The 15299-nt window shown below is 66.7% G+C and carries 11 protein-coding genes; 8 read left to right on the forward strand and 3 right to left on the reverse strand.

The window, feature by feature from the left end; translation table 11 throughout:
• The coding region (locus tag BLQ49_RS05200; protein WP_091713940.1) for a TonB-dependent receptor domain-containing protein at positions 1-2154 on the forward strand (2154 nt) is incomplete at its 5' end.
• A gap of 238 nt (positions 2155-2392) precedes the next feature.
• Here BLQ49_RS05200 and BLQ49_RS05205 read toward each other — a convergent pair.
• Complete coding sequence (locus tag BLQ49_RS05205; protein ID WP_091713941.1) at positions 2393-4063, reverse strand: putative bifunctional diguanylate cyclase/phosphodiesterase; 1671 nt, start codon at positions 4061-4063, stop codon at positions 2393-2395.
• Between the two features lies 1 nt (position 4064).
• Positions 4065-5888 carry an ATP-binding protein gene (locus tag BLQ49_RS05210; RefSeq protein WP_091713943.1) on the reverse strand — a complete coding sequence of 608 codons (1824 nt, stop codon included), beginning with the start codon at positions 5886-5888 and terminating at the stop codon, positions 4065-4067.
• A 682-nt stretch (positions 5889-6570) separates the two neighbouring features.
• Here BLQ49_RS05210 and BLQ49_RS05220 point away from each other — a divergent pair.
• The 5 genes from BLQ49_RS05220 to BLQ49_RS05240 all read left to right on the forward strand — a co-directional run bounded on the left by BLQ49_RS05220 (position 6571) and on the right by BLQ49_RS05240 (position 9079).
• On the forward strand, positions 6571-6879 hold the full coding sequence (locus tag BLQ49_RS05220) for a hypothetical protein (protein ID WP_244507448.1): 309 nt from the start codon (positions 6571-6573) through the stop codon (positions 6877-6879).
• 28 nt (positions 6880-6907) lie between these two features.
• On the forward strand, positions 6908-7138 hold the full coding sequence (locus BLQ49_RS05225; protein WP_091713948.1) for a hypothetical protein: 231 nt from the start codon (positions 6908-6910) through the stop codon (positions 7136-7138).
• A gap of 76 nt (positions 7139-7214) precedes the next feature.
• A complete protein-coding gene (locus BLQ49_RS05230) occupies positions 7215-8495 on the forward strand; it encodes an O-acetylhomoserine aminocarboxypropyltransferase (RefSeq protein ID WP_091713949.1) in 1281 nt (426 codons plus the stop codon).
• A 97-nt stretch (positions 8496-8592) separates the two neighbouring features.
• Positions 8593-8730 (forward strand): type II toxin-antitoxin system RelB/DinJ family antitoxin, encoded by a 138-nt coding sequence (locus tag BLQ49_RS05235; RefSeq protein ID WP_091713951.1) that lies wholly within the window; start codon positions 8593-8595, stop codon positions 8728-8730.
• Positions 8731-8881: 151 nt separating this feature from the next.
• Positions 8882-9079 carry a type II toxin-antitoxin system mRNA interferase toxin, RelE/StbE family gene (locus BLQ49_RS05240; RefSeq protein ID WP_244507449.1) on the forward strand — a complete coding sequence of 66 codons (198 nt, stop codon included), beginning with the start codon at positions 8882-8884 and terminating at the stop codon, positions 9077-9079.
• 129 nt (positions 9080-9208) lie between these two features.
• Here the strand turns inward: BLQ49_RS05240 and BLQ49_RS05245 are convergent, their stop codons facing one another.
• Positions 9209-10996, reverse strand: a complete 1788-nt coding sequence (locus BLQ49_RS05245) for an acyl-CoA dehydrogenase C-terminal domain-containing protein (protein WP_091713954.1) — start codon at positions 10994-10996, stop codon at positions 9209-9211.
• Positions 10997-11295: 299 nt separating this feature from the next.
• Between BLQ49_RS05245 and BLQ49_RS05250 the strand changes: the two genes are divergently transcribed.
• Both BLQ49_RS05250 and BLQ49_RS05255 read left to right on the forward strand, forming a co-directional pair.
• Positions 11296-14634, forward strand: a complete 3339-nt coding sequence (locus tag BLQ49_RS05250; protein WP_091713956.1) for an SEL1-like repeat protein — start codon at positions 11296-11298, stop codon at positions 14632-14634.
• Between the two features lie 139 nt (positions 14635-14773).
• The gene (locus tag BLQ49_RS05255; protein WP_091713958.1) at positions 14774-15211 is read left to right on the forward strand and encodes a DUF3429 domain-containing protein; all 438 of its coding nucleotides are present in this window, start codon (positions 14774-14776) and stop codon (positions 15209-15211) included.
• Positions 15212-15299 lie beyond the last annotated feature (88 nt).

A 15299-nucleotide genomic window follows, 5' to 3' on the forward strand; every position in this document is an offset into this window, starting at 1 on the left:
CGCATCAACGAGGCCTTCGGCGACGTCGTCAACTTCGACCTGATCCCGCCGCAGGCCATCCAGCGCATCGACGTGGTCACCGGCAACCCCGTCTTCGGCCTCAACGCCATCGGCGGCGCGGTCAACATCCAGATGAAGAACGGCTTCACCTGGCAGGGCACCGAGATCTCGGCCTGGGGCGGCTCGGACGGCCGCACCGCCGGCTACCTCGAATACGGCAAGGTGGCGGACAACTGGAGCTTCTACTTCACCGGCGACGGGCTGAACGACCGCGGCTGGCGCTACGAGAACCCGAGCACGATCGGCCGGCTTTATGCGGATCTGGGCTACCGCTCGCAGGATTCCGAGTTCCACCTGATCGGTCTGGCCGCCCGCAGCTTCTACGGGGCGGCGGCCGCGACGCCGGTGGACTTCACCCATGTCGATCCGCGGGCGATCTTCACGTACCCGCAGACGCAGACCACACAGGTCGGCTCGCTTCAGCTCACCGGTCGGGTGGACATCTCGCCGACCTGGGATCTCGCCGGCAACGCCTATTACCGGCGCTTCGGCGAAAACTACGTCGACGGCAACGACGGCAATTTCGAGCAGTGCAGCAAGCGCGGCAGCTTCCGCGGTTTCCTCTGCTATCAGGACGATGCGTTCAACGTGAATGCGCCGCCAACCAGCCAGGTGGCAGCGCGCCGGGCCTATGCCAACCAGTTCACGATCCTGGGCCTGAACGGTCAGCCGATTCCTTTCCGGAACGTCCCGTACGGCACGATCGATACGACCCTGACACAGTCGGAGGCCTATGGCGGCTCGTTGCAGGCCGCCAACCGCGACCGCGTCTTCGGCCTGCCCAACACCTTTGTGGTCGGCGGCAGCGTCGACGCCTCGAACTTCTCGTTCAAGTCGTCGAGCACGCTGGGAGTCATCAACCCGAACCTCTCTGTCTCGATCGATCCCAACAGCCCGTATTATGGCAACATCCCAGGGCTGGGCACGCCGGATATCCGGACCCTCGCTGCGCTTGGCATCGCGCCGACCAATGTCAGTGGATCGACGCTATATCTCGGCCTCTACGCCACCGACACGCTGGACGTGACCGACCGCTTGTCGCTCACCGCCGGCTTCCGGCTCAACTACGCCCGTATCCAGACGCGCGATCAGACCGGGTTCTCGCCCGACGTCACGGGTGTGAACGAGTACACCAAGGTCAATCCGCTGGCGGGCCTGACCTATCAGTTCGACCCGGCGCTCAACCTCTACGGCAGCTACTCGGAATCGAACCGCGCGCCGACGCCGCTGGAGCTGTCCTGCTCCAGCCCGACCCAGCCCTGCCTGCTGCCGAACTCGCTGGTCGCAGACCCGCCGCTCAAGCAGGTCATCGGGCAGACCTACGAGGCCGGCTTCCGCGGTGTGATCCCGAGCTTCCTCTCGGGCGGCGCCCTGACCTACAAGGCCGGTGTGTTCCGCACCGACCTGACGAACGATCTCTATCAGATCGCCGTCGCCGGCAACGCGGCCCGCGCCTACTACATCAACGTGCCGGCGACGCGTCGCCAGGGCATCGAGGTGAGCGCCGAGTACGTCGTCACGCCCGATCTGCTGATCTACGCCAATTACGCTTTGATCGATGCCACCTTCCAGTTCAACGCCACTCTCTCGTCGCCCAACAACCCGCTGGCCGGCGCCGGTGCGGCCGGTGGCGCGACAGGCGGCGACGTGATCCCAAACGGCGGTATCCGCGTGCGGCCGGGTGACAAGATCCCGCTGATCCCGGATCATCAGATCAAAGCCGGGTTCGAGTATAACATCACGCCGAACTGGCGCTTCGGCCTCAACGTCTCGGCATTCTCCTCGTCCTACTTCCGCGGCGACGAATCGAACCTGAACCGCAAGCTGCCGGCCTATTACGTCATGAACCTGACGACGAAGTATCAGGTGACCAAGAACTTGGAGATCTTCGGGCTCATCACCAACCTCACCAACAACCGCTACGCCACGTTCGGGACTTTCGTGGAGCCTGGGGCGGTGGCCGGCAATCTCTCGATCAACGATCCGCGGACCACCACTTTGGCCCAACCGCTCTCGATCTATGCGGGGCTGACCTACCGCTTCGGCGCCGATCCTGTGCCGATGTCGCCGGAGCCGATCATCCGCAAGTACTGACCAGATCGGTAGAATAGACTCATGAGGAGCCGCTTCTCTGCGGCTCCTTTTTCGTTTTCGCGGTTTCCGCCTTTCAACCTGCGCAGGCCGGCGACGGATAAAGTCTCGCGCGAGGTCCCGCGGCATGATCCGTGCGCTTCTCGCGGCCGCCACCGATCGTGGTGCGATCCGCCTCGGCGACAAACTGACGTTCCGAAGCGCTTTCTCAGCCGAACCGGCATCCACTTCAGCGGCGCGCCTAAGCGCGCCTCAGGCTGCTTGGCGACCGAAAGTCCGACGTCCGGCTGTGCGCGACCGGCGCCCGCGGGACGGCCGTGCGTGCATCCCCCTGCCGGATCTGCTCGATCAGCAGCGGCTTTGCGTAATAGTAGCCCTGTGCGCAGCGAATCTGGGTCGCCCCCAGGAGATAGGCGACCTCCTCGAAGGTCTCGACACCCTCGGCCACCACCGACATTCCGAGCGCCATCCCGAGCGATTCGATCGCCTTGAGGACGATCTGGCTGCGCGGCCGCTTGTCGATGTCCGTGATGAAGGATCGGTCGATCTTCAATTCGTCCGCGGTGATCTCCGCCAGCGCGGCCAGTGACGAGTAGCCAACGCCGAAATCATCGATGGAGACCCGCGCCCCGATGGCCCTGATGCGGGGCAGCACCTCGCGCTGGAACCGACCTTTGGTGAAGAACGCCTCCTCGGTGAGTTCGAGCACGAAGCGCTTGGCCATGCCGGTCGCCCCGAGGGCGTCACAGAAGGCCGACATGAACGGAACGTCGCAGGCCTGTTTGGCGGCGATGTTCAGGCTCACGGTCACGTGCGGCCCGAACACGTCGTCAATATCGGGCATGGTCCGCACGGTTTCGCTGAGGACCTGAAGCGTGATCTCGTTGATCAGCCCGAGTTCGATGGCGAGCCCGATGAAATCGCCGGGGGCTTGGATCACGCCCAACTCGTCCCGCCAGCGCAAGAGCACCTCGACACCCGTCACCGCGTGGGTACGCATGTCGACCTTGGGTTGGAACGCGCAGCAGAAGCAACGGTCGCGAATCGCGAGCCGAAGCCGCTGCTCCACGGCCATCCGGGCGGTGGCCGCGTGGCTCATCGTCTCCTCGAAGACGCTGACGCCGCCTTTGACGCCGCCCTTCACCCGGTACATGGCGTTGTCCGCCTGACGACGAAGCACCTCGTAGGTGGTTCCATGGTCTGGAAACAGACTGAGGCCCATGGAGGCCGAGGCGAAGATTTCGTGGTCGTCGATGAAGAACGGCTGTTTCAGGCGCTTCGAGATGTCCTGGACGGCCGCCAGGGTTGCATCGCGGTCCACGACCGGATGGAGCAGCAACACGAACTCGTCGCCGCCGATGCGGGCGAGCATGTCGCTCGGCCGCAGGGCCCCGCGGATACGATCCGAGACCTTGCGCAGAAGAGCATCGCCCGCGGCATGACTATAATAATCGTTGATGTGCTTGAAGTTGTCGAGATCGATGAAGGCCACGGCGAAGCGATCGTCTGGCCCCGCGGTCGCGATCAGATCCTCGATGCTTTGCTCGAACATCGTCCGGTTGGGCAGGCCCGTTAGCGCATCGATGAAGGCCCGCGCGATCAGGTCGCGCTGGATCGCATGGTGGTGCGTGACGTCGGTGAGGGTCGTGAGCGTATAGAAGTCCGATTCGGTGACGACCGTAGAAGCCTGGGCTTCGATGACGTGTTCGCCAATCGCCGTCACGACGGCGACGGCGGGATTTTCAAGGGCGCTGGCCGGCAGGTCGTTGACAGCCCGGGGCCCAAGGGCCCGGGCCGCCGTATTGGCGAGGATGCATAGGCCCTGCTCGTCGTGGACCACGACGCCGACCGGAAGCGCTTGGAGGGCGGCTTCGAGGAGGCTCTGCCGATGTCTGGACGCGGGCGTGCTCACGTCAGCCCTGCTGCCAGAGCGTCTTGGCGGCGCGCAGGGTCCCCTCACCGGAGTTGTCGCCGGCTTCGAGGGGGCGCCGGAGTAGGCGGCGATGCACTTGGTCGAGCGCGGCGCCGTGCCCGCCCTCGGCGCCCGGCTCCCGAGTCAGCCGCACGCCCGCGGATTGCTCGGATTCGAGGCCGCTGACTTTGCTCATGGTCGCACCGCGCCAGCGCTCGACCACCGCGCCCACGAAGGCTGCGCCGGCGATCGTGTCGCCGTGCTCGGAGACGCGACCGCTCACGTCGTTGCGCGGCTGACGTTCCGGGGGCAGGGGGGTGAACTTCATCCGCACCGGCATCGGCACACCCTCGCCGAAGGCGATGACTTCGCCTGTGCCGAGCGACGGCACGAAGGTCAGCAGGTTCACGGCATCCGAGACCGCCGCCGCCAGGAAAGCCTGGTCGCGGTCGTTGGTCATCCGCATGGCGAAAAGGGTGCTGCATTGCGACATGATCGTCGCATCGAGTTCCGCCGGCCGCTGCGTGACGAGCCCGAGATAGATGCCGTGCTTGCGGCCCTCGCGGGCGATTCGCGACAGGGCGCGCCGGGTCGGTGTGAACCCGATGGAACGGTCGGCCGAGGCGTAACGATGGGCCTCCTCGCAGACGAACAGCAACGGGATCGCGCCCTCACTCCAGATGCCGAACTCGAACGCGAGACGGCACAGGACGCAGACGACGGCGTCCACGACCTCCATGGGCAGACCCGCGAGCTGCATGATCGTCATCGGTCGGCCGTCCGGGTCGAGCCGGAACAGGTGCCCCAGGATCTCGCCCATCATGTCGCCGCCGACATTGGCGTTCTCGAACATGAAGCCGTAGCGCGGATCGTTGCGCAGCGCCTCGATCCGGGTGATCAGCCGGTGATAATGCATCCGGCCGACACGGTTCTCCAGGCGCCCCATCCGCTCGTCGATCAGCGAGATCAGGTCCTGCAACATGTAGGGAACGGGCGTATCGACGGTGAAGCCGGCACTTTTGCCGATCGTGCGCTTCACGACCTGCCGGTCACTCGCCTCCTTGTACTGCGCGTACTTGCTCTTCGCGAGCGGGATGACCTCCGCGAGGATCTCGATCTCCTCGTCGACCGGGGAACGGCCGCCGTAGACGACGTCGGCGAACTCCTCCAGGTTGAAGAGCCAGAACGGCAGCTTCAGATTGCGTGGGCTGATGACGCTCGCTTGGTCGCCGAAGCAGGACGCATATTCGTTGTGCACGTCGAGCAAGAAGATACGCACCGCCTGCTGCGCACGCATCACCTGATCGAGGATGACGGCGACACCGCTGGATTTGCCGACGCCAGTCGTGCCCAGCACCGCGAAGTGTTTCGTCAGGAGATCCTCGACCTTGATGCAGGCCGGCGTATCCGGGTCCTGATACAGCGCGCCGACCGTGGCCATGTTCGCGGCCGAGACCTGATAGAGGATCCGGAGATCGCCCGGAGGCAGCAGATCCACGGCATCCCCGATGGCGGGATAGCAGGTCACGCCCCGGCGAAACCGCTTCACCCCATCCTGGGACAGGATCTCTCCGAGAAGGTCGATGCTGGCATAGGCGCCGGGCCGAAGGGCGCGGTCGCCGCCGGACGAGAGTGTCGTGATAATGCCGATTAGAAGGGTCGGACCGGCTTCGATCCGGACGAAATTTCCGACTGTCGCCCGAACGTGGGGCCGGCCGTTCTGCGCGGCGAGTTCGAGATGAACCTTGGACCCATCGATCGAGGTTACCGAGCCCATCCGTGTCGTGGAAATTTCGTTCCGATCGCTTGTGTCACCGTCCAGCATCGCGTGTTCTCGAGCCTGCTTATCCAAGGTGGCTCGAGGATGGGCGCTGTCGCTTAAAATTCCGACAAAGCCAGGCTTTTGAACAGACGATGATTAATCGTTTCTTCTCTGATTATCCGCGCAACTTGAGATGTACAATATTGCTTACCTGCTTCCGAAGTCGGCCGGCATACACACAAAATCGATACACGTTAAGCGCGGTATCGCAGCGTCTATGCGCGCAAAAGTTGTGCGCGTGACGTGCTCGGAAGCATCAGTATGATCAGTCGGTGGCGCCGGGCGAATTGTTTGCGGTGGCCCGTCTGCGGCACGCATCGAGCCCAGTCCCGCCGTCTTCGCGATCGGGACCGGAGTTCAGGTCGCTGGAGGGCGCGCTACAGATTCTCGCCGTCGTTGAAATGCTCACGCTTCCAGCATTCGCCGGAGATGCGCGCTCCATTTGAGGAGACGAACGCATAGGGCGAGGATTCGACGACGGCTCCGCCACGTGCACGGATGACCCACCGAAAACCGTCCGCGCAGGGAACGATCTCGACCGTATGGCCCTGTGAAGCGTCTGAGGAATGCATCGACATGCCCAATCAACGTCCGGGCGCGCGCTTTCGCTCCCATGGAGGCGAGCGCAGAGTTACCGAGGCGCGCCGCGTCCGTTCCGGATTGGACCCTGTTGCGGGAACGCGGGATGCCGTATCCGGTTCGGAAGGTCGGAGGGGCCAACCTGAGCCCAGGTGAGAAGCAAGGATGCGGAATGGCGATTAAGGCCTTGAACGACCGGAAGAAGCTGTCGAACGATTTCAACGAAGCGAACGACGCTTTCATCGACGAGGTGCTGGGTGCCCTTCAATCCGGCGCGATCCCTATCGATCTGGCCCGCGCCTACCTCGCGCATCCCGTCGCGATGATGCACACGGATGGGGCTCAGGCGGTGGCCGACTATTTCGAGCGCATCCTGGCGCAGCGGCCGAACATCGACTGGATGCCCGGAAATTGAGCGGCGCCGGATCGGAGAGGGAGCGCGAATGACAGCGGACGAGATCCAGGACCTGAACCGCGCCCGAGCCGCACTGGCACGGCAGCGCAATGCCATCGCCCGCCGGATCGGCGGCCTCGACGTGGCACCCATCTCCATGTCGGAGGATCTGACCCGCACGCTCGTCGCCATCGAGGCCGTGGACCGGGCGCTGGTCGAAGCCGGTCAGCCGCATGTCGATATCGGGCCGGGGCAGGACGCGCAGCCGCCCGAGCGTTGAAGCCCAAGGCGAGCAGACTTTCGCGAGCCGTGCCCACCGGGGCCTACAAGTCCGCACGTTCCGAGGAGACGCGACGATGACCGACCGCCTGCCCGGCTTCAACACCCTGGCGATCCACGCGGGCGCTGCCCCCGACGCCGCTACGGGCGCGCGGGCGACACCGATCTACCAGACGACGAGCTTCGTGTTCGACGATGTCGACCACGCGGCCTCCCTGTTCGGGCTCCAGGCCTTCGGCAACATCTACACGCGGATCACCAACCCAACGAACGCCGTGCTGGAGGAACGCATCGCCGCCCTTGAAGGCGGAACCGCCGCGCTGGCAGTCGCCTCGGGTCATGCCGCCGAATTCCTGACGATGCACGCCCTGATGCAGCCGGGCGACGAGTTCGTGGCCTCCAACAAGCTCTATGGGGGCTCGATCAACCAGTTCAATCACTCGTACAAGAACTTCGGCTGGTCGGTGGCCTGGGCCGACAACGACGATCCGGCCGCCTTCGAAGCGGCGATCACGCCACGCACCAAGGCGATTTTTTGTGAGTCGATTGCCAATCCGGGCGGCGTGATCACCGATCTGGCGGCGCTCTCGCAGATCGCCAAGAAGCACAACATCCCGCTCGTCGTCGACAACACCATGGCGACGCCGTACCTGATCCGGCCCTTCGAGCACGGGGCCGACATCGTGGTGCATTCGGCGACGAAGTTCCTCGGCGGCCACGGAAATTCGATCGGCGGGCTGATCGTCGATGGCGGCACGTTTCAATGGGCGGGGGATCCCCGCTATCCGATGATGAGCGAGCCGCGGCCGGAATATTCCGGCATGGTGCTGGCCGAGACGTTTGGCAATTTCGGCTTCGCCATCGCCTGCCGGGTGCTGGGCCTGCGCGATCTCGGGCCGGCGTTGTCGCCGTTCAACGCCTTCCTGATCCTCAACGGGATCGAGACCCTGCCGCTGCGGATGCAGCGCCACTCCGACAACGCGTTGACGGTCGCCAAACACCTGTCGCAACACCCGGCGGTGTCGTGGGTCAGCTACCCGGGCCTGGAGACCGACCGCTACCATCAGCTCGCGAAGCGCTACACGCCGAATGGCGCGGGGGCGGTCTTCACCTTCGGGCTGGAGGGCGGCTACGAGGCGGGGGTGAACCTAGTCTCGAACCTCCAGCTGTTCTCGCACCTCGCCAATATCGGCGACACGCGCTCGCTGGTCATTCACCCGGCTTCGACAACCCACCGGCAGCTCACTGACGCGCAGAAGACGGCCGCGGGGGCGGGGCCGGACGTGGTGCGGCTGTCGATCGGGCTGGAGGATCCGGCGGATCTGATCGAGGATCTGGATGGGGCGCTCAGCGCTTGAGCGTGCACCGTCGGTTTCGACGAACAGGCTGCACCGGCGGTCCGGTTTTCGAATCTCTGTGTTGTTTGAGCGGGCGGCCCGTCCAAAGGGTGTCACGATGGCGAATGTCGCGAGCGAAACCGACGTTGATCCCGTCACGCAGGAAGAGGCTGCCGCCGTTCTGGCCGGCCTCGGTTTCACGGTGTCCGATGCCGTAAGGCTGCTGCTGACGCGTGTTGCCCGCGAAAAGGCGTGACCGTTCGCGCCCATCGAGACGTTGATTGCCGCCATGCGTGAAGCGCGCCAGGGAGGTCTGCCGCGTTTCCACGACGAGGTCTCGCCGGTGGCCATCCTGAATACGGACGATTGAGCACACCGGCGAGTTCACACGCGCCCCTGAATCAGAGATGACGGGTCGCCACCGCGCCACGCTTGCGGCCGATCTCCCGCTCGAGGCGCGACGTCCGGAGCATGCCCTGGTCGGCGATTGGCAGGACCCTCGGGACTGTGACGTCAAACCGGATTTCGAGCTGATCTCTCGGCGTCCCGATGCCGCGACGATCCAGTTGGTCCGCATCGGATCTCACGCCGAACTCGGTGTCTGAGTCGCAATCAGTTCATCGACGATAAGAATCAAGGCGCGTGTGGCCGGTCCGTGCGCACCCGTGCACCGCGTGCCTTGTCCCAGCTTCTAAAACCGGAACAAGACTGCCGGTGATGGGCCTCTGTCGCCCTCAGAACGCCTCCGCCTCCAGCGCCATGGTGCTCTCCGCCCCGGCCTTGATCCGCGCCAGCCGCAGACCCGTCTCCGGCAGCATCCGCTCCATGAAGAACCGGCCGCCCGTGAGCTTCGACTCCCAGCGCGGGGAGGGCGCCTCGTCCTGCTCGGCAAGCGCCGCCTTGGCGATCCGGCCCCACATGTAGCCCAGCGCAACGAGCCCGAAGAGGTGCATGAAGTCGGTAGCGCCCGCTCCTGCATTGTCGGGTTTGCTGAACGCGTTCTGCATCAACCACATCACGGCGGCCTGGAGATCGTTCACCCCGGCCTGGAGTGGCTTGACGAACGGCGCCATCGTGGGATCCTCCCCGTGGTCCTTCAGGAAGGTCTGGATCTCACCGAGGAAGGCCATCATCGCCCGGCCGCCGTCTTTCGGCAGCTTGCGGCCGATCAGGTCCATCGCCTGGATGCCGTTGGCGCCCTCGTAGATCATCGCGATGCGCGCATCCCGCACGAACTGCGACATGCCCCATTCCTCGATGTAGCCGTGCCCGCCCAGCAGCTGCTGCGCCTCGACGGCATTCGCGAAACCGCGATCGGTGAGGACGCCCTTCACCACGGGGGTCATCAGGCCGAGGTAGTCGTCGGCCGCCTGCCGCTCCTTGGCATCCTCCGAGCGGTGCAGGATATCGGCCTGCAGCGCCGTCCAGAGCATCAGCGCGCGGGCCGCCTCGTTGAAGGCGCGGATCTGCAGGAGAGTCCGGCGCACGTCCGGATGCACGATGATCGGGTCTGCAACCTTGTCGGGCGCCTTGGCGCCGGTCAGCGCACGGCCCTGGAGTCGGTCCCGTGCGTAGGCGGCGGCGTTCTGGTAGGCGACCTCGGATTGCCCCAGGCCCTGCACGCCCACCGCGAGCCGCGCCTCGTTCATCATCACGAACATGGCGTTGAGGCCGCGATTCTCCTGGCCGACCAGCCAGCCCGTCGCCCCGTCGTAATTCATGACGCAGGTGGCATTCCCGTGGATGCCCATCTTGTGCTCCAGGGAGCCGCAGGACACGCCGTTGCGGGCGCCGAGCGATCCGTCCGGGTTCACCAAGAATTTCGGCACCACGAACAGCGAGATGCCCTTCGTGCCGGCAGGCGCGCCCTCGATCCGGGCCAGGACGAGGTGGACGATGTTCTCGGCTAAGTCGTGCTCGCCGGCCGAGATGAAGATCTTGGTGCCGGTGAGGCTGTAGGAGCCGTCGCCATTCGGCACCGCCTTGGTCTTGAGAAGACCGAGATCCGTGCCGCAATGCGGCTCGGTCAGGTTCATGGTGCCGGTCCAAGCGCCCTCGACCATCTTCGGCAGGTAAAGCGCCTTCTGGTCGTCGGTCCCGTGAACCAGCAGGGCCGCCATCGCACCTTGGGTCAGGCCCGGATACATCCCGAAGGCGAGATTCGCCCCCGAGGCGAACTCTTGGATCGCCGTGTTGAGGGTATGCGGCAGGCCCTGGCCGCCATAGGCCTCGGGAACCGAGAGGCCCATCCAGCCGCCCTGCGCGTAAGTGTCGTACGCCGCCTTGAAGCCGGTGGGGGTGCGCACGGTGCCATCGGCCTCCCGGCGGCAGCCCTCGATGTCGCCCGTCCGGTTCAGCGGAGCCAGCACCTCCTCGGCGAGCTTGGCGCCCTCGCGCAGCACCGCTTCGACGACATCGGGGGATGCGTCGGCGAAACCCGCGAGGTTATCCCGGGCGTGAAAGCCCAGCACGTCGCTGAGCAGGAACAGCGTGTCGTCGACCGGTGCGCGGTACTGCGGCATTTTCGGGCCTCCCCCTGCGCGCGGACCTCTCGGTTGGATCCGCTCTCCACACGGAATGTAACGGCCCGGCCGCCTCCGGAGCAACGGCTTGATAGCGCAACGCCGTGACAGGCCTCGAACTTTACGGCGGCGTCTCCGCCAGCACGATTACCAGAGCATCAGACCCTTAACCTCGTGTTTACCAAGAAAGTTAATGGTCACGTTCGAACGATCCTAGGCGCGTTCCGTGGATACCCAGCTGGGGAAACCGCAGCCGCGCCCAGGAGCGAACGCCGAACGCTGCCGACCACAGGCCACCGATGACCCGCACCGCGATGCCGCAGCTGGACAGTTTCGATCCTGAGGTGCTCGACGCCGCCCGCGACGTTGCTGCTCGGGCGGGGGTTCCGCTGGAAACCTGGATCGCGTCAGTGGTGCCGCAATCGCAATCGGGAGCTCCGGGCAACCGCCGCCAGCGTCGCCGTCTGCGCGCCGAGCAGCTCGACCGGCCGACTGCCCGACCAGAATCGGCACTCCGCCCGGAGGTGATCGCCGATCGGCCCGAAGCGCGCCAGGCGGCGGTCCCGGCCGATGGTATCCCGGCCGTTCGTCCGACACCCATCGCCGAGACCTACAACGACGGCATCGCCGCTCTGATGGACCGGCTCGACGGCATCGACCGCGCCCTGGATGCGGATCGGCGGGAGGCGCTGATCGCCGAGTCGCAGAGGCTCGCCCAGATCGAGGCCCGGATTGAGCACGCCTTGAAGGCGGCACCGGTCCACCAAGTGACAGAGCGCTTGAGCGATATCGAGCGCCGGATGTCGCAGCTCGGCGAGCAGGTCGCTTCCAAGCGTCAGCTTGGCCGCCGCACGCGCCCGGCCGCCGCCGACATCCGCAACGCGGTCCAGGATATCCGCCAGCGTCAGCAGGAGTTGTCGCAGGACGTTCCGGGCGATGCCGCGTCGCGGGCCGCCGCGGATGGTGGCGTGGTTGCGAGCATGCGCCTCGACCTCGCCCGCCGCTTGGAGGCGCGGACCGAGGATGGCACCGCGACCTCGGCTGCCCTCTCCGAGCTTCAGCTGGAGACCGTGCGCCTGCGCCAAGCCATCGATCAGCTGGCAACGAGCCGCGACATCGGTGCTTTGGAGCAGGCCGTCACCGCGTTGACGAGCGGTCTTGAGCGCGCCCGGGTCGGCACCGACCTCACCGCGATCGCGGCGCCGATCGAGGAGATCCGGCTCCAGATCGAACGTCTGGCCGAAGAGGTCGCCGACAATGTCCATGCCCGCGTCGCGGAGGATGTCCGCCGCTTGGCCGAGCGCCTCGACGATGTGGCCGCGACCGGCCCGACCGATCCTGAGGGGCAGACGCTGGCTGCGCTGTTCGCTGAACTCGACGCGATCCGGCAGCTGATCACGGCGCTGGCCGATCCGGAGCGGATCCAGAGCCTCGCGAACAGCCTGCAGGTCGTCAGCGCCCAGGTGGCGCAGCTGCAGCGCCTTGGGGCTGGCTCCGACCTGCGCCCTCTGCTGGAGGAGATCCGCGGCGAGGTGAAGATCGCGGCACCCGCAGTGCTGGCGGAGCAGATCGAGACTTTGGCCGAGAAGGTCGATCACCTCTGCGCGCGGCAGGGGCTGTCCGAGGCGGTCGACGCGGTGGCCCAGCCTCAGCCCGGCGAGATGGCCTCGATCCAGGCAATGCTCCACACCTTGGCCGAGAAGGTGGACGAAGCCGGCGAGCGCGACGGCCTCGACGCCCTCGAGAAGCAGGTGATGACCCTCGCCGACCGGCTGGACACGCCCCATGGCGGCGATCCGGCGCTGGCAGGACTTGAGCGCACCATGGGCGATCTGATCGCGCAGGTCGCGGCTCTTCGGGACGCGGCGCCGAGCGAGGCCGTGGTCGAGCGTGCCGCCCGCAACGCGGTCGCGCAGACCCTCAGCGGAGCCGGCATCGCCGCGGATTCGGGCGAGATCGGCCTTCTGCGTGCGAGCCTCGCCGACATGCAGGCGCGGCAGGCCGCCTCGGACCAGCGCCTTGGCGCTACGCTGGAGGGTGTCCAGACGGCTCTTGAACGCCTCCTCGTGCGGCTAGGCCCCTCGGAGACGGTGGATCCGCGGGCGCCCTCCCTCGGCGAGCGCCTGATGTCCTCGACGAGCCCGGAGGTGGCGCTCGCCGCCGCAGACATGAACCCGTCCGGCCGGCCTGTGAGGGCCGAGGCCCCCGTACTGGCCGCGGACCTTCTGGAACCCGGCAGTGGGCGCCCGGCGCGCGCGCCGCGTGGCGACCGTGGTGCGGCAAGCCGCCGGTCTGCCCAGGATCCGCAGGCCGAATCGGCCCGCGTCCGGCTGCCGGTCGAGCCCGGCGCCGAGGGCGATATCAAGACGAGCTTCATCGCGGCGGCGCGCCGTGCCGCGCAGGCCGCCCAGGCGGAACTGGCAGCCGAGGCGCCGACCGACCGTCGGGACACCCGCGCCGCCAAGCCCGCGTCCCCGGAGGCGGCGGGCGAGCCGGGTCGCCTCAGCCAGCTGCGGAGCGAGATGGACCGCCGCCGTCGGCCGTTGCTGCTCGGGCTGGCCGCGATCATCCTGGCGCTCGGTGCCCTGCAGACGGTCAAGCTGCGCGCCCCGGTCGAGCCCCGCCCGGTCGTCGCCGCGGGCCAAGCCGCGCCAACCAACAGCGAGGTGGCTGGCGATCCCACGAAGGTCGCGGCCGGATCCCAGACCGAGGGGGTTGCCAAGGACGCCGCGAAGGACGCCGCGAAGGACGTCGCCAAGGTTGCCGGGGCCGAGGGCTGGAAGGATGCGCCCGGTGCAAAGCCGCTGGTCACCGATCCGACGACCACTCAGGCCCTGCCGAACCCGGTGCCTGCCGAAGCCCACGCGGGCGCCGTAAAAGCCCCCCTGCCGCAGGTTGCGGGGATGAACACCCTTCAAGCAGATCTCGGCAGCGTGCCGCCCGGCCTCGCCGCGGTGAAGTCCGCGGCCCTCGAAGGCGACGGCACGGCAGTCTGGGACCTGGCCACCCGGGAAGCCGATGGCCGTGGCATGCCCCGCAACCTCGCGGTGGCCGCCAAGCTCTTCGAGAAGCTGGCTTCCGCGGGCTACGCGCCGGCGCAATACAAGATCGCGGGCCAGTACGAGAAGGGCGCCGGCGTGGTCCGCGATCTCGACAAGGCCAAGCAATGGTATGGCCGCGCCGCCGAGCAGGGTCACGCCCGGTCGATGCACAACCTCGCGGTAATCTTTGCCGAGAATCCGGCCGCCAACGGAAAGCCGGATTTCGCCTCTGCGGCCTCGTGGTTCCGTCAGGGCGCGGAGTTCGGGGTCCGCGACAGCCAGTACAACCTCGGCGTCTTGTACGCCCGCGGCATGGGTCTGACCCAGGATTTGGTGCAGTCCTACGCCTGGTTCGCGGCCGCCGCCGGCCAGGGCGACGACGACGCTGCCAAGAAGCGCGACGACGTGGCCAACAAGCTGAGCACGACCGAACTCGCCCGTGCGAAGTCCCTCGCGGCCTCGTTCAAGCCGCGAAAGATTGACGCGGCGGTCAACGAGCCGCCGAGCCCGAAGGCCGGTGCCACGGCCCCGATGTCCTTGCTCGGCGCTCCTGCGCCCAGCCCGGTAGCTTTCACCGGCGGTCCGAAGCGATCCTAGCGACGGTTTACAGGAGCGCGGTGCCGGACGATCCGAGCTTGACCGCGCTCCCGCGATGCGGGAACGCTCCGCCTGGGCGGCGATGGACCGGCGGTTGTGCCGCGCGGGTTGCCAGCTCTTGCGGTTGCTCGGAGGATGGATGCCGCGCCGGAACACCATCCCGATCGGCGCCCTCGTGCTCGGCGTGGCCGGTCTTATCCCGTTCCTGGGCTTCGCGGCTCTGGCGGTTTCGGGCAGTGACGGCGGTCTGAGCAGTCTCGGATTGGCGCCGCGGACGATCCTGTCGGCCTACGGCGCGGTGATCGCCTCGTTCCTGGGCGGCATCCGCTGGGGCGCTGCCGCCGCGCGCAATGCCGGCAATGCCGATTACCTCGTGGCGATCATCCCCTCCCTGGTGGCCTGGGCCGCGATGGCGGCACCGGCACCCTGGGATCTGCGCATTCTCGGTGTCCTCGTGCTCGCCTGGGGCCTGATCGACCAGGATCTGCCCCGCCGGGGCCTCGCGCCGCTCTGGCTCGGCCGGCTGCGGCTGGTCCTGTCCGGTGTTGCCGGGGCTGCGCTGCTGGTGGCGGCTTGAGGCCGGGCGTCTCCAGCCACGTCTTCGGACAGGGCGTGCCTGATTTTGTAGACTTTGCTCGATGAATTTCCCGACGTAGCGCCGAGAC

The sequence above is a fragment of the Methylobacterium phyllostachyos genome (genome assembly GCF_900103445.1).
In the GTDB taxonomy this organism is placed as follows: Bacteria; Pseudomonadota; Alphaproteobacteria; order Rhizobiales; family Beijerinckiaceae; genus Methylobacterium; species Methylobacterium phyllostachyos.

What these genes read in the sequence shown, in the direction of transcription:
- BLQ49_RS05245 (WP_091713954.1), bottom strand. Translation starts at nt 10,996, where the DNA reads ATGCCGCAGTACCGCGCACCGGTCGACGACACGCTGTTCCTGCTCAGC.
- BLQ49_RS05210 (WP_091713943.1), bottom strand. Translation starts at nt 5,888, where the DNA reads ATGCTGGACGGTGACACAAGCGATCGGAACGAAATTTCCACGACACGG.
- BLQ49_RS05250 (WP_091713956.1), top strand. Translation starts at nt 11,296, where the DNA reads ATGACCCGCACCGCGATGCCGCAGCTGGACAGTTTCGATCCTGAGGTG.
- BLQ49_RS05220 (WP_244507448.1), top strand. Translation starts at nt 6,571, where the DNA reads ATGCCGTATCCGGTTCGGAAGGTCGGAGGGGCCAACCTGAGCCCAGGT.
- BLQ49_RS05235 (WP_091713951.1), top strand. Translation starts at nt 8,593, where the DNA reads ATGGCGAATGTCGCGAGCGAAACCGACGTTGATCCCGTCACGCAGGAA.
- BLQ49_RS05240 (WP_244507449.1), top strand. Translation starts at nt 8,882, where the DNA reads ATGACGGGTCGCCACCGCGCCACGCTTGCGGCCGATCTCCCGCTCGAG.
- BLQ49_RS05255 (WP_091713958.1), top strand. Translation starts at nt 14,774, where the DNA reads ATGCCGCGCCGGAACACCATCCCGATCGGCGCCCTCGTGCTCGGCGTG.
- BLQ49_RS05230 (WP_091713949.1), top strand. Translation starts at nt 7,215, where the DNA reads ATGACCGACCGCCTGCCCGGCTTCAACACCCTGGCGATCCACGCGGGC.
- BLQ49_RS05225 (WP_091713948.1), top strand. Translation starts at nt 6,908, where the DNA reads ATGACAGCGGACGAGATCCAGGACCTGAACCGCGCCCGAGCCGCACTG.